The following is a 15,183-nucleotide window of genomic DNA, read 5'->3' on the forward strand; positions in this document are numbered from 1 at the left end:
ATGATTGCCGCGCGGCTGAAATTTCAAGTGGCTGCGGCGAAGTCTACTGTCAACGCGCAAGCAACTTGCCCGCTGCTGCACGCGCCTCGTCGGTGATTGTTGCGCCCGCCAGCATACGCGCAATTTCTTCCTGCCGCGCACCTTGATCCATCTGCTCCACCTTCGTCGCGACGCGGTCTGCCCCGGATTTGGAAATCAGGAAATGGGCGAGCGCACGCGCGGCGACCTGTGGCGCATGCGTGACGGTGAGCACCTGAACGCGCTCAGCAAGCCGTTCGAGGCGTTGGCCGATGGCATCAGCAACCGCGCCGCCGACGCCGGAATCGATCTCGTCAAAAACCAGTGTGGGCGCAGAACCGCGATCCGCCAGCGCAACTTTGAGCGCCAGCAGAAATCGCGAAAGCTCGCCACCTGAGGCAACTTTCATCATCGGACCGGGGCGAGAGCCCGGATTGGTGCGAACCCAGAACTCGATCTGGTCAATGCCCTCTTCCGCGCGATTCTCAGCGTCAGTAGAAATGGCGACGATGAACTCTGCACGCTCCAGCTTGAGTGCAGGCAACTCGGCCATGACTGATTGCATAAGTGCCGCGGCGGCCGATTCTCGCAATTCCGAGAGATGAGCGGCGGCATCGTCAAAAGTTTTGCGAGCAACGATCGATTCGCCTTCGAGCTTTGAGAGGCGATCCGCGCCCGCATCCAGGTCAGCCAGATTGGCGGACATGGTGTCACGCAATTCAGCGAGATCATCCACGGCGACATTGTGCTTGCGCGCCACTGCCCGCAACGCGAACAGACGTTCCTCCGCGCGTTCAAGCGCCTGCGGTTCGAAATCGATGGTTCGCAGCGCGATTTGCACACCGGACTGCGCGGCATCAAGTGCAATCAATGCCTGGTCGAGCGACTGCACGACATCATCCAGCAGGCCCGGAACATCCGCCGCCTTGCGCTGCAAACGGCGCAGCAGACCAGCAAGCTGCGGCGACGGCGCAGATGGGCCGGCAAGCATTTCCTCGGCCTCGCGAACATCTCCGGCAATCTTTTCAGACCGCATCATTTCAGCGCGCTTTTCCGCCAGCGCACTTTCCTCGCCGGGCTGAGGATCAAGCTGCACAAGTTCATCCACCGACGAACGCAGGAATTCGGCCTCTCGCGCAGCCGATTCGACGCGCGCTTTCAGCCGCGCCAACGCGCCTTCCGCGTGCCGCCACTGTCGCCAGGCTTCGCGGGAGGCGTTCAGGGCGCCGGTATGCCCGCCAAACGCATCCAGCAAAGCGCGATGCGCAGCCGGATCAACCAGCGCGCGCTCGTCATGCTGTCCGTGAATTTCGACCAGCGCACGGCCAAGATCGCGCATGAGCGTGACACTTGCAGGCTGATCATTGATGAAAACACGCGTGCGGCCATCGGCTGTCTGAACGCGGCGCAGGATAACATCGCCATCGTCTTCGATAGCATTTTCAGCCAAAAGCGCGCGGACGGGATGGCCGACGGGAACGTCGAAAACCGCAATAACCTGCCCTTGCGCAGCGCCTTGCCGCACGAGCGAGGCATCTCCGCGCGCGCCGAGCGCCAGCGAAAGCGCATCCAGCAGGATCGACTTGCCCGCGCCAGTTTCGCCAGTCAACACAGAAAGGCCGGACGTCAGATCGATGTCCAGCCGTTCTATGAGTACGATGTCGCGGATCGACAGTCTCGAAAGCATCGAGACCTCTTAGATCAGATTCCGTATTTCTGGCTAGCCCGTAACCGGCTTTGCGATCTTCGCAAGCCACGAACCGCTGTTCTCGCGCGGCTCAAGTCCCTTGGACTGCAGCAGCTTGTAGCTGTCCTTGTACCACGGGCTATCGGGGTAATTCTGGCCCAGAACCGCAGCTGCTGCCTGCGCTTCCGAGGTCAAGCCCATAGCGTAATAGGCTTCCGTGAGGCGCGCGAGCGCTTCTTCCACGTGCCGCGTGTTGGAATAATTCTCCACAACATAACGGAAGCGCTTGATGCCGGCGATATATTCGCGGCGCTCAAGATAATAGCGGCCAACCTGCATTTCCTTGCCGGCGAGCTGGTCGCGCGCAAAGCGAATCTTCTCGTTTGCGTCATCCACATATTCCGAATCAGGCCAACGAGTCTCGACCTCCTCCATCGCCTCGATGGCGCGACGCGATGCCTTCTGGTCGCGGGTCACGTCTGGAATCTGGCGGAAATAGCTGAGGCCAACAATATACTGCGCATAAGCCGCGTCGGGCGACGACGGATAAAGCTGCACATAACGCTGACCGGCGTTGATGGCGTCCGGATAGCGGCCCTGCCTGTAGCTGGCGAACGCATCCATAACCATAGCCTTGCGTGCCTGGTCTGAATAAGGATGCTGGCGATCAAGCGCCTGAAACTTCTTGCTGGCTTCACCAAGGCGGCCTGCGTTCAAGTTTGCAAGGCCCTGATTGTAAAGCTGATCTGGCGGTTCGGTCTGGTCGACATAAGTGGCGAGGTCCACGTCATCGTCTTTTGACATGCAACCCGAAACGACCAGCGGCGTGACGATAATCGACGCGCAAACCAATGTGCGGGTGAACCGTAATTTCAGAAGTTCAAATGCCATGATTACAATTCCGCCTTTCGGGCGCTTCGAACATTCGAAAAACACGCGGCCATTAACCACAAACGCCCCCATCGCGGCAACGCATTGGTCTGCCAATGGTGCATTTTTGTGGCAATCTGCCGACGCATCGTCGCAAAGTTAACAGGCGACGAGGCCTTACCCACAGCAATAGCCCGAAAAACCTTAACGATGGTTGACGGTTTCAGAGAACCCAAGGCGCATAAACGGGCGCGTTTACGGCCACGAGGTCCACACGGCGGCCACGCTCACGGCGGCCCGCTTCCACAAATTCGAACGCCGTGCGATCAGACAACAATCGCTGCAACGCCATCGCGTTAAGGCGATGTCCACCGCGATATGAACGGAAGCAACCAAGGAAGCGCGCACCAGCGAGTGCCAGATCACCCATTGCGTCCAGCGTCTTGTGACGCACGAACTCGTTCGAATAGCGAAGACCTTCTGCATTGATGATCTTGCTATCGTCGCCAATAACGACCGAATTATCCAGCGATGCGCCGAGCGCAAAGCCTGCTGCCCAAAGACGCTCTACGTCTTTCATAAAGCCGAACGTGCGCGCGCGAGCAATGTCCCGGCGGAACGTTTCAGCATCCATATCAGCAGCATAAGCCTGACGACCAATGGCAGGATTTTCGAAATCGATTTCGACCTCAAAACGAGTGCCGGTGTAAGGCCGGAACTCCGCCCATGAGGCGCCGTTTTCAATGCGAACCGGCTTCAAGACGCGGATATAGCGCCGCTTGACCGGCTGGGTTTCGAGCCCGACCTGATCGAATGCGTCCACGAAGGTTGCTGCGCTGCCATCAAGAATCGGAACTTCCTTGCCATCGAGCTCGACAATGAGATTGTCGATGCCAAGGCCGGAAAGCGCAGCCATGAGGTGTTCAACCGTCGCAGCATAGGCGCCGCCGCGATCACCAAGCGCGGTGCAAAGATCAGTCGCGCCAACCTCCGAGACAAGCGCACGCACTTCGCGCGTCGTGCCATCGTTCTCAGCGAGATTGAAGATAACGCCCGTATCCGGATCCGCAGGGATGAAATGGATGCTAACGGGTTGACCGCTATGAACGCCCGTACCGGACAGCGAAACCCGCGCCTTCAGCGTTGTTTGCAAATCGTGCAATTCAATCCCCGTACTCTTACATGCGAGCGGCCAAGCTTTCGTCTCGTGACCACCTGCTCATCTGCACTTTTCGAGAAGCGTCCCCTCCCCGGAAAGCTCTCTGATTTCGCCGCGAAGATAATGGCGCAAGTGGCAGACGCCAAATCACGGATTCTTACCCACTGTTACTCAAAAATCTTTCGCCGAATCAGCGCAAGCTATTGAAAAACAGAATGTTTTATAAAATGAAAACGGGCGCCGATGACGCCCGTGTTTCGCGAAGGTTAGCACCCGTTAATATATGGGGCGGGATTTAGTTCGCTTGCCGGCGAAGGAAAGCAGGAATCTCCAGCTGATCCTCCTCGTGAACCGCCTTGTTCTGCGGCGTCAGGCGACCATGATCATCAAGCTGGCCGCGACGCGGCGCATAAAGCTGCGCGTCATTGGTGTTCAGGCGGCGAGCTTCCGGAGCCATTTGGCGCAGCTTCGGCTCGCGAGGCTGTTCGGCAACGACCGGACGCGCCGGCTCTTCAACATGGCGGGTCAGTCCGCTGGTCAGGCGCTTGAGCAGACCCATCGGGCCGCTATCGTGCTGCTCGGCCGCTGGACGGCTCTTCGCTTCAACCTCAGCACGCACGACCGGAGGAAAATCCTCTACACGTGGCATACGTTGCTGCGGAGCCTGCTGCATTTCACGCATCGGCTGCGGCATTTCGCGAACCGGCTGAGGAGCGGGCTGCTGTGCGACCTGCGCTGGAGCTGCGGCTACTGGTTGCGGCTGCTGAAAGAGTTTGCTCTGGGGGCGAAAGTCATCAGCGGGCACCGCCTGGGCCCGCGGAGCTTCATAACCACCCTGTTCGGCTGCGCGCATCGCTTCTGCAACCGGATCTGACACAGCCGGCTTCTGGGCCGCAATTGGAGCCTCAGCCGCTGGACGCGGTGCAGGCTGCTGCTTGATCGGCTGACGGATAGCGATTGGCGTAGCTGCGATTTCCGCTGCCGTCTTATCGATTCCGGTGGCAACGACGGACACGCGAATAACGCCTTCCAGATCTTCGTCGAAGGTTGCGCCAAGAATAATGTTGGCTTCCTGGTCCACTTCCTCGCGGATGCGGGTTGCAGCTTCGTCAACTTCAAACAGCGTAAGATCACGACCACCGGTGATGGAGATCAGCAGGCCCTTCGCGCCGCGCATCGACGTTTCGTCAAGCAGCGGGTTGGATATAGCAGCTTCGGCAGCGGCCATCGCACGGCCTTCACCTGAAGCTTCGCCGGTGCCCATCATCGCCTTTCCCATCTCGCGCATGACAGAGCGAACGTCAGCGAAATCGAGATTGATAAGACCTTCCTTGACCATCAGGTCGGTGATGCAGGCAACGCCCGAATAAAGCACCTGATCGGCCATCGCGAACGCGTCGGCGAAGGTGGTCTTGTCATTGGCAAGACGGAACAGATTCTGGTTCGGAATGACGATGAGCGTATCGACGCTCTTCTGCAGTTCCTCAATGCCGAGGTCTGCAGTTTTCATGCGGCGCATGCCTTCAAAATGGAAAGGCTTGGTGACGACGCCGACGGTGAGGATGCCGCGTTCGCGAGCAGCGCGCGCCACAACCGGAGCAGCGCCCGTGCCGGTGCCGCCGCCCATACCTGCGGTGACGAAGCACATATGCGTATTTGACAGATGATCGTTGATTTCGTCGATGCACTCTTCGGCAGCAGCACGACCGACTTCAGGCTGAGAACCCGCCCCCAGGCCCTCAGTGACGTTGGCGCCCAGCTGGATGAGCCGGTCGGCCTTCGACATTGTCAGCGCTTGCGCATCAGTATTTGCAACCACGAATTCAACGCCGCGCAGACCGGCGGAAATCATGTTGTTGACTGCGTTTCCGCCACCACCGCCAACGCCGAACACAGTGATGCGTGGCTTAAGTTCTGTAATGTCCGGCTTTTGTAGATTGATCGTCATTGTGTCTGTCCTCTGCCTTTTTGCCGCCTCGCCGCGCGGCGCTATGGGGCTATCCCCTGCCAAACTAGAAGCTTTCTCGTATCCACTGACTCATCCGGTGGAACCGCCCCCCGGTACCGGTCAACTTGAAACGCATACTGCTGTTGATGCTCTCACTCTCGAACGTCGCCAGTTGCGGATAGATCAGCAGACCAACCGCAGTGGAGAATGCCGGGCCCTTAGCGGCTTCCGGCAAACCGGCCACGCCGAGCGGGCGACCGATTCGCACATTTCTTCCAAGGATGCGCCGCGCAGCCTCCGGCAGTCCTGCAAGCTGGCTCGCGCCGCCGGTAAGCACCACACGACGTCCCACAGTCGCGCCGTAGCCAGATTTGGCCAGCCTGTCGCGCAGCATTTCGAGCGTTTCGTCAACGCGAGCGCGCACAATGCGCGTGATGGCCGAACGCGGCACCTGCAATGGCGGCTCGTGATCGTCACCGCTCATGGGGCTGACGCTAACGATGTCATGGTCGTCACCGCCGCCCGGCAATGCGGAACTATGCATAACCTTCAAACGCTCTGCATCCTCAATGCGCACAGAGAGTCCGCGCGCCAAATCAAGCGTTACATGATTCCCGCCCAAAGGAACCGAGTCTGCGTAAACAAATTTTCCTTCCGAGAACACGGAAACGGTCGTTGTACCGCCGCCCATATCGATGCAGGCCGCACCCATTTCCAATTCATCGTCGACTAACGCTGCCAAACCGCTGGCGTAAGGCGTCGCGACCATGCGCTCTACGCTGAGATGCGAGCGATTAATTGCTGCTTCCAGATTGCGCAGCGGCGCTGCATCGCCGGTCAGCACATGCATGTCCACGCCGAGCGTTTCGCCCACCATGCCACGGGGATCGCGCACACCGCGCTCCTGATCCAGCGAGAAGGCGACCGGCAGCGAATGCATGACCTGGCGCTCGGCTTTCATGGCCTGTTTTGCGCCGGCAGCCAGCACTTTATCGATGTCGTACTCATTCACTTCGCCACCGCGCAGATTGATAGTGGCGGAGAAGGATTCGCTGCGCATACGGCCAGCGGAAACATTCACGATGAGCGAGTCGACCGTAAGTCCAGCCATTCGCTCAGCGGCATCAACACACTGGCGGATCGACTGCTCAGCGCGGTCAAGATCAATCACCACGCCGGACTTCACGCCCTGCGATTTCTGATGGCCGATGCCAATGACATGCGCCTTGTGCGTGCGAGCGCGAAGAAGCTGGCTGTCACCACAAGGCTTGAGCCGCGCAACAACGCAGCACACCTTGCTTGAGCCGACGTCGAGCACAGTAACGATGCCTGACCGCTGCACCCCATCCTTTTGGCCGGCGAGCCAGCTCATGTTCTTGTCTCCGGCTTTTTCTTGCGGTTCGCGGCAGCCTGTTCTTTCAACTCTGTTTCGCGGCGGATCATTGCTTCATCAGTCAAAGCAAAGACGGCACGATCCGCGAGACGCAGGTCGATAGAAACGATGTCACGATCAAAGATTTTTTGCTCACGGCTCATCTTGTCGAGCCTGTCCAGCGCTTCATCAACGCTGGTTTCCGGCAACATGACGTCCACACCATTATCGAGCTTCAAGTCCCAGCGGCGATCGGCAACACGAATATAAGCGCGCACGCGGGTCGCGATGTCGGGATGGTCCTGCATGCTGGAAACGAAGTTTGCGCCAACCTCCGGCGCGCCCAGACCAAGCAACAGCGGCAGCGGGCTGCGCGTACCATCATTGTATGAGGCGATGATGTTGCCGGAGCGCTCAATCACCGACAATTGGCCATCATGTTGCCAGATGGCGAATGGCTTGCGCTCGTCCAGTTTCACTTCGATTGTATCGGGATAAATCTTGCGGACCGAAGCATTCTCCACCCAAGGCAGCTTCGTAATGCGATCCCGCGCGGCGGAAGCATCAAAGCCGATCAGTGAAGTCCAGCCGGTCAACTCGAGGCGGTCGAGAACATCGATCTCCGAGACTTCGCGATTGCCGGTGACATTGATCTCATCGACAGCGAAACCGGTGCGAGCCGTAACCGCCTGCGCAACATCCGGCATGAACCCACCGAGATAGGTGCCGTAAATGCCAGTGGCAGCAAAAAGGAATGCCGTCATGGCGGCGTTGGTATAGCGCGGAGGCTGGATTTCGCCCCGACAATAGCGAGCTAGAAAACGCACTGGCTTGCGCAAAGGGCGAGGCAGAACGAAGCCCTGCTCGGCTTCCAGGCGCGAGCCGGGAACCGGCCGCCAAAGGCCGTTCAACATCCGATTCAATCGCCTCACCGAGAACAAGACGCGTCCTCCACTAACCAACGCAATAACTCGCCAAACGAGTGCCCTGCGGCCGAAGCAATATCTGGTACGAGCGAGGTCGGCGTCATGCCCGGCTGGGTGTTAACCTCCAGCCAGATCAGCTCGCCATTCTCCGAGAAACGATCATCATAGCGGAAGTCGGAACGCGAAACCCCGCGGCATCCGATTGCTTGGTGAGCCGCCAGCGCGAGTGTTTGAACTTTTTGGTAAATATTTAATGAAATTTTAGCCGGCACCTCATGCTTTGAGCCGCCAGGCACATATTTCGAGTCATAATCGTAAAAGCTATGACCTGTAGGGATGATTTCGCAGACACCAAGCGCAACATCGCCCATGACCGCGCAAGTCAACTCGCGGCCGTGCACATAGCGCTCCACCATGACCTGCTCGCCATAACGCCATTCTGGCGACGAGATGATTTGCGGCGCGTGGGACTGATCTTCCTTGACGATCACGACGCCAAAGCTTGATCCTTCATTGACGGGCTTGACCACATAAGGCGGCTTCATCGGATGCTTGGCGCCGATGGCGAACCTGTTCACGACTTTCGATTCAGCAACCGGAATTCCGGCAGCGCGAGTAACAACCTTTGCGCGCTCTTTGTTCATAGCGAGCGCCGAGGCCAGCACGCCCGAATGGGTATACGGGATCTGCAGATATTCAAGGACGCCCTGTATAGTTCCATCTTCTCCGAAAGGCCCATGCAGCGCATTGAAAGCAACGTCCGGCTTCAGATTAGACAGTACAGTCGCAATATTGCGATCCACATCGACCCGAGTGACATGATATCCCTCACCTTCAAGGGCTCTCGCGCACGCTTCGCCGGATGACAAAGAAACAGGGCGTTCGGACGAGAACCCTCCCATAAGAACTGCCACATGCTTTAATGCCATACCCGGTCTTCCCCTCTGATCGGGCTGCCTAGTCCTGCTTCACAAACCAGAGTCTGCCGACCCGCCCGCGACAGTTGGACGATGTTGCTACGACTCAAATCAGGAAACGCTTGAACCCAAGGAATCATATACTTGATTCGCGCGCAACGCATTTGACTCGGATTGATTCATATTTTTTGAATCAAATGCCGATCATCGCGAAATGATGCGCATTAGCAACGGTTTGGCGAAGCTAAAGAAGCTGCCCTAAAAACTCCTGGACCTCACGGCCCAGCTTGAACTCACCAACGCGCTTGATTTCCCATTGCAACCGAATGCCAGAGGTTTCCAGCACGCGGGCGCGCACTGTTTCGCCAAGATATTCGAGGTCGTAGCCGGTCGCGCTGCCGGTGTTGATCATGAAATTGCAATGCATGGGCGACATCTGCGCGCCGCCGATCATCAAGCCGCGACAACCGGCGCGGTCGATCTCTTTCCACGCCGAGGTACCCTCTGGATTCTTGAAGGTGGAGCCGCCCGTTTTCTCGCGAATCGGCTGCACTGTTTCGCGATGATGCTGCACGGCATCCATCGCTGCGCGGATGGTCGCGGCATCTTCGGGATAGCCCTCGAAAACAGCCGACACGAAAATGAAGTCGGCAGGAGCGGAAGAGTGGCGATAGGCATAACCCATATCCGCATTTGAAAGCGTATGGACATTGCCTTGGCGATCTAGCGCGCGCACCTCGATGACCCGCTCGCGGGTTTCGACGCCATTTGCGCCGGCGTTCATGCGCAGTGCGCCGCCGATGGCGCCCGGAATGCCGTGGTAGAAATGAAAACCGCCAATGCCGGAGTCGAGCGCGAGCGCTGCGACCCGCTTGTCGGGACAGGCGGCCCCTGCCCTGATGCGCGTATCCGAAATGCGTTCGGCCTCACCAAAGCCTTTGGCGGAAAGCCGGATCACCACGCCACGTACGCCGCCTTCGCGAACAAGCAGGTTCGACCCGACACCCACAACCAGCAACGGCACATCAGCCGGAAGAAGTTTCAGAAAGGCAGCGAGATCGGCCTCGTCTGCCGGTTGAAAAAGAATATCTGCTTTACCGCCCGCGCGGAACCACGTGATCTTGTCCATCTCGGCATCCGGCGTGAGACGGCCCTGAATGGCTGATAGCTGATCGCCGAGGCGTGCGAGAAGATCCTGCCCGCGACTCATGCGGCCTCGCTTTCCAATTCCTTCGGAAGCGCATAGGCCCAATTCGTGATGTTGCCTGCGCCGAGGAAAACGACAAAATCGCCATCTTTCGCGAGCTTGCGCACCAGCGGCGCGATTTCTGTAGGACTTTCAATCAGGCGCGCGTCGCGATGTCCGCCGGAGCGAATGCGCGAAACGAGCGCTTGCGAGTTCACGCCTTCAATCGGGTCTTCGCCAGCCGGATAAACGGGCGCGACCAGAACGGTGTCTGCGTCGTTGAAACAGGCGGAAAATTCATCAAAAAGGTCACGCAGGCGTGTGAAGCGATGCGGTTGGGCGATAGCAATGATGCGGCCTTTGGTGGCATCGCGTGCCGCGCTGAGCACCGCCTTGATCTCAACCGGATGGTGTCCATAGTCGTCGAAGACGTGGACGCCATTCCAGTTGCCGGTCGGTGTAAAACGGCGCTTCACACCACCGAACGACGAAAGCCCGCGTTTGACGGCCTCATCATCGAGCCCGAGCTCATGCGCAACGGCGATTGCCGCAGTGGCGTTTGAAACGTTGTGCCGTCCCGGCATGGGCAATGACAAATCCTTGATTGTCGTATGCTGGCCGCTCTTGCGATCACGGATCACAACGTCGAAGCGCGAGGTCGCGCCCTCCATGCGGTGATTGGTGAACCGCACATCGGCCTGCGCATTTTCGCCGTAGGTTATGACGCGGCGATCTTCGATGCGCGAGACAAGCGCCTGCACTTCCGGGTGGTCAGTGCACATGACGCCGAAGCCATAGAACGGAACGTTTTCGACAAACTGGCGGAACGCCTCGCGCACCTTGTCGAAGGTGCCGTAATGATCGAGATGCTCGGGGTCGATATTGGTGACAACAGCGATGTCCGCGGGCAGCTTGAGGAACGTCCCGTCGCTCTCGTCGGCTTCCACCACCATCCACTCACCCTCGCCCATGCGTGCGTTGGTCCCGTAAGCGTTGATGATGCCGCCATTGATAACGGTCGGGTCCAGACCACCGGCTTCCAGCAGTGTAGCGACCATTGACGTTGTAGTGGTTTTGCCATGCGTGCCACCAATGGCGACCGCCTGGCGGAAGCGCATAAGTTCCGCCAGCATTTCAGCGCGACGAACGATTGGCAGCAGCTTTTCGCGGGCAGCAATCAGTTCGGGATTGCTTTTCTTGATGGCAGTGGAAACAACGACGACTTCCGCATCGCCAATGTTTTCCGCCCGATGTCCAACAAAGCACTCGATGCCCTTGGCGCGCAGGCGCTGCACATTGGCGCTGTCGGCCTGATCGGAACCCTGCACACGATAGCCCAGATTGTGCAGGACTTCGGCAATACCGCTCATGCCGATGCCGCCAATGCCAATGAAATGCACCAGCCCTATCGTTTGCGGCATCTTCATGCGCTGGTTTCCTTCCTGAACGTTTCCAAGGATGCACGGCTGGCGACGGCCTCTGCGAGATCGGCCAACAACTGCGCAGCGTGTGGCCTGCCCACTGAAAGCGACGCAGCCGCCATGGTCGCGAGTCGCGTTGGGCTTGTCATAAAGGCGAAAATCAATTCCGCAAGACGCTCCGGCGAAAGCGTGGATTGCTGGTGGACCTCTGCGCCGCCCGCAGCCTCCAGTGCAGCGGCGTTTGCGGCCTGATCGTGGTCGAGCGCGTGCGGATATGGAACCAGCATTGCGGGGCGACCAATGATGCCGATTTCGGAAACGGTGGATGCGCCCGAACGCGCAATGACGAGTTGAGTATCAGCAATGCGCTGCGCCATATCGGTGAAGAAGGGCGAGACGTCCGCCTGTACACCGAGTGCAGCATAAGCCGCAATAACGCCTTCGGCATCTTCCTTGCGAGCCTGCTGGGTCAGCACGAGCCGCTTGCGTTCACTGGCCGGAAGCTTGGCGATTGCTGCCGGAACAGCTTGAGAAAAGAACTGCGCGCCTTGGCTGCCGCCAAACACCAGCAGGCTGAACGGATCGGCGGACCGCGCTTGCACGTAAGGCGCGCCAGCTAGAGCCAGCACGGCGGGACGCACGGGATTGCCGGTTACGAAGGTCTTTTCCGCGTAGCCCGATTTGGCGGGATCGAGGAAGCCGCCTGCTATTGCCGTAACGCGACCAGCCAAGGCGCGGTTTGCGCGACCCATGACGGCGTTTTGCTCGTGTATCAGGCTTGGCACCCCGCGCCGGGTCGCAGCGAAGAGCGGCGGCAGAGTAGGATAGCCCCCAAAGCCGATCACCACTGCGGGGTCGATTTTCTTGATAACGCCCGATGCCTGCCGGACACCCTTCCAGATGGTCCAAAAGGATTTCGCCAGAGCGACCGGATTCTTGGAGCCAAATGTTGCCGACGCAATCGGATGAATCGCATCGGCAGGAAACGATCCGGCATAGCGGTTTGCACGATCATCGCTTGCCAGATGCACGGACCACCCGCGCGCCTTCAACTCATGCGCCAGCGCTTCGGCGGGAAACAGATGGCCTCCCGTACCGCCTGCCGCAAGCAATGCGGTGCGCTTCGCCATCACTCAGCCGGAACCAGAGTGCGTGGCATGGAAAGCCGATGGTTCTTGAGCTTTTCAGGTCCGCGCCTCGTGAGCGCCAGCACCATGCCCATCGAAATTGCAATAGCGATCAGCGAAGAACCGCCATAGGAAATGAATGGCAGCGTCATGCCCTTTGCGGGCAGCAATTGCAGGTTCACACCCATATTGATGATGGACTGGAAGCCGAACACCGTGACCAGACCGGCGACGGCCAGCCGAGTGAACTCATCATGCTCCTTGAGCGCAATCTTCATGCCACGCAGGACGATGAAAGCGAAGATGGACATGATGAGCATGCACGCCATAATGCCGAACTCTTCGCCCGCAACGGAAAACACGAAGTCTGCGTGGCTGTCGGGGATCATGCGCTTCACGACGCCTTCACCGGGGCCAACACCGAACCAGCCGCCGGCGATTACCGCATCGCGGCCCATATCGACCTGATACATATCACCCTCGCCCGACAGGAATCGGTCGAGACGGCTCGCGACGTGGGGGAAGATCGTATAGGCGGCGAATGCACCTGTTACGCCGACGCCGCCGAATAGCGCGATCCAGAACCACGACATGCCCGCGAGGAAGAACATCACGCCCCACGTGCCGAGCGTGAGCATGGTTTGACCGAGATCGGGTTGAAGCACGAGCAGGCTGATGACAACCGCAAGCAATCCAATTGCCAGTATATTGCCGGGAATTGTGCGCTTGGCCTGCTCCGCAAACAGCCATGCGCAGATGACGACGAAGGCGGGCTTGAGGAACTCGGAGGGCTGAACAGAAAGGCCGCCGAACGATAGCCAGCGCCGCGCGCCCTTCACTTCCACACCCATGAACAGCACAGCAACCATCATGACGAGGAATATTCCGAGCATGATGAGCGCCATGCGCCTGACTTGCCGGGGCGAGAGAAATGAAACCGCAAGCATCGCACCGAGCGCCGGGATCATGAACATGATCTGGCGGGTCGCAAAATGGAACGTATCCAGACCGATGCGATCCGCGACGGCGGGGCTGGCCGCGAAGGACAGCACAATGCCTAACCCCATGAGCGATAGAAACGCCGCGAGAAACCAGCGATCAACAGTCCACCACCAGGTGGCAACAGGGCTTTTATCCAGACGGCTCAGCATTATTCCCCTCCGAGCAGTGTGATACCTTCAATCGAGTGGACAGCCTTGCGGAAGGCGTCCCCACGGACCTCGAAATTCTTGAATTGATCGAAGCTGGCACAGGCAGGCGATAACAGCACAACCACCTCTCCGCTTTCGTCCTTTGCGGCATCCTGCGCGGCGTGTTCCACGGCTGCCGTGAGCGTGCCGGAAATCTCGTATGGTACCGAGCCGCCGAGCGTAGCGGAAAAAGCCGGTGCGGCCTCGCCAATCAAGTAGGCACGAGCGATTCGCGGAAAGAGGCCGCGCAACGGTTCTATGCCACCCTCTTTCGGCAAGCCGCCCGCAATCCAATAGATGCGCGGGAAGCTGGACAGCGCGGGCGCAGAAGCATCCGCATTGGTGGCCTTGGAGTCGTTGACGAACAGGACATTGTCCTTGCGTCCAACCTGTTCCATGCGATGCGCAAGACCCGGAAAGCTCTCCAGACCTGACTGGATTTCGCCCAGATCAAGCCCAACCGCGAGGCAAGCTACAACGGCAGCCAGCGCGTTTTGCGCATTGTGCTGCCCGCGCAACGAGCCAATACCTTCGAGGAAAGCGATACGGCTGTAATGGCCGTCCTTCGCCTCCATCAAATCCGTGCCCTCTGCGTAATATCCATCGGTAAGCGAAAGACGCTTGGAAATGCGCACGACCTTGCGACCTGCCAGTTCGAGCCTGTCCGCGATTTGCGCGCAGAATGGATCGTCCACGCCGACAATGGCTGTCTGCGAACCACCGACCAACTGTTCCTTGATGGCCGCGTAACGCTGCATCGTGCCGTGACGGTCAAGGTGGTCCGGCGTGAGGTTGAGCAGCACGCCTGCCGTCGGATTGATCGAAGGTGCGAGGTCGATCTGATAGGACGAGCACTCGATAACGTAAAAGCGGCTCGGCGCAGGCGGATCGAGTGTCATGACTGCACGGCCAATATTGCCGCCCATCTGCGCATCACGACCGGCTGATCTGAGAATATGCGCGGTGAGCGCCGTGGTTGTTGACTTGCCGTTCGTGCCGGTGATGGCGAAGAATGGCGCATCCGGCGCGCGAAGATTGCGCTCTCGCACGAATAATTCGACATCACCGATGATCTCGACACCCGCGGCGCGGGCCAACTCGACTGTCCAATGGGGCTTGGGATGCGTGAGCGGAACGCCCGGCGACAGCACGAATGAGCAGAAGCGCGACCAGTCCTCGCCACGCAGATCGCCAACAGGAAGACCTTCGTCTTCCGCCTTTGCCACGCTTTCGGGGTTGTCATCCCAACAAACGACCTGAGCGCCGCCTTCGATAAGCGAGCGTGCCGTGGCCATGCCGGAACCGCCAAGCCCGAAGAGAGCTACCCGCCTGCCGCTAAAGGACGACGCTGGAATCACGATA

Annotated in this window: 12 protein-coding genes; all 12 read right to left on the bottom strand. The window is 59.0% G+C overall.

All coding sequences use genetic code 11. The features are described from left to right. Window positions 1-49: 49 nt before the first annotated feature. The 12 genes from recN to murD all read right to left on the bottom strand — a co-directional run bounded on the left by recN (window position 50) and on the right by murD (window position 15,179). Window positions 50-1,705, bottom strand: coding sequence for a DNA repair protein RecN (gene recN / locus DY251_RS08045; protein WP_116623355.1), 1,656 nt, complete (start codon window positions 1,703-1,705; stop codon window positions 50-52). A gap of 33 nt (window positions 1,706-1,738) precedes the next feature. After that, complete coding sequence (locus tag DY251_RS08050) at window positions 1,739-2,596, bottom strand: outer membrane protein assembly factor BamD (RefSeq protein WP_116623466.1); 858 nt, start codon at window positions 2,594-2,596, stop codon at window positions 1,739-1,741. Between the two features lie 202 nt (window positions 2,597-2,798). Further along, window positions 2,799-3,737, bottom strand: a complete 939-nt coding sequence (gene lpxC / locus DY251_RS08055) for a UDP-3-O-acyl-N-acetylglucosamine deacetylase (protein ID WP_116623356.1) — start codon at window positions 3,735-3,737, stop codon at window positions 2,799-2,801. A gap of 292 nt (window positions 3,738-4,029) precedes the next feature. Further along, window positions 4,030-5,682: a cell division protein FtsZ gene (ftsZ, locus tag DY251_RS08060; protein ID WP_116623357.1), complete on the bottom strand. Its 1,653-nt coding sequence runs from the start codon at window positions 5,680-5,682 to the stop codon at window positions 4,030-4,032. Between the two features lie 64 nt (window positions 5,683-5,746). Then, complete coding sequence (gene ftsA / locus DY251_RS08065) at window positions 5,747-7,054, bottom strand: cell division protein FtsA (RefSeq protein ID WP_116623358.1); 1,308 nt, start codon at window positions 7,052-7,054, stop codon at window positions 5,747-5,749. Continuing rightward, window positions 7,051-7,968 carry a cell division protein FtsQ/DivIB gene (locus DY251_RS08070; RefSeq protein ID WP_116623359.1) on the bottom strand — a complete coding sequence of 306 codons (918 nt, stop codon included), beginning with the start codon at window positions 7,966-7,968 and terminating at the stop codon, window positions 7,051-7,053. The genes ftsA and DY251_RS08070 overlap by 4 nt, the downstream gene beginning before the upstream one ends. Before the next feature lie 14 nt (window positions 7,969-7,982). Then, a complete protein-coding gene (locus DY251_RS08075; RefSeq protein ID WP_116623360.1) occupies window positions 7,983-8,909 on the bottom strand; it encodes a D-alanine--D-alanine ligase in 927 nt (308 codons plus the stop codon). Between the two features lie 232 nt (window positions 8,910-9,141). Continuing rightward, the gene (gene murB, locus DY251_RS08080) at window positions 9,142-10,107 is read right to left on the bottom strand and encodes a UDP-N-acetylmuramate dehydrogenase (RefSeq protein ID WP_116623361.1); all 966 of its coding nucleotides are present in this window, start codon (window positions 10,105-10,107) and stop codon (window positions 9,142-9,144) included. After that, a complete protein-coding gene (gene murC / locus DY251_RS08085) occupies window positions 10,104-11,510 on the bottom strand; it encodes a UDP-N-acetylmuramate--L-alanine ligase (protein ID WP_116623362.1) in 1,407 nt (468 codons plus the stop codon). The genes murB and murC overlap by 4 nt, the downstream gene beginning before the upstream one ends. Next, window positions 11,507-12,634, bottom strand: coding sequence for an undecaprenyldiphospho-muramoylpentapeptide beta-N-acetylglucosaminyltransferase (murG, locus tag DY251_RS08090; protein WP_116623363.1), 1,128 nt, complete (start codon window positions 12,632-12,634; stop codon window positions 11,507-11,509). The genes murC and murG overlap by 4 nt, the downstream gene beginning before the upstream one ends. After that, a complete protein-coding gene (ftsW, locus tag DY251_RS08095) occupies window positions 12,634-13,782 on the bottom strand; it encodes a putative lipid II flippase FtsW (RefSeq protein ID WP_116623364.1) in 1,149 nt (382 codons plus the stop codon). Before ftsW ends, murG begins: the two co-directional genes overlap by 1 nt. Continuing rightward, window positions 13,782-15,179, bottom strand: a complete 1,398-nt coding sequence (murD, locus tag DY251_RS08100) for a UDP-N-acetylmuramoyl-L-alanine--D-glutamate ligase (protein ID WP_116623365.1) — start codon at window positions 15,177-15,179, stop codon at window positions 13,782-13,784. Before murD ends, ftsW begins: the two co-directional genes overlap by 1 nt. Window positions 15,180-15,183: the final 4 nt, after the last annotated feature.

This window comes from Mesorhizobium denitrificans, from assembly GCF_003403035.1.
Classification (GTDB): Bacteria; Pseudomonadota; Alphaproteobacteria; order Rhizobiales; family Rhizobiaceae; genus Mesorhizobium_G; species Mesorhizobium_G denitrificans.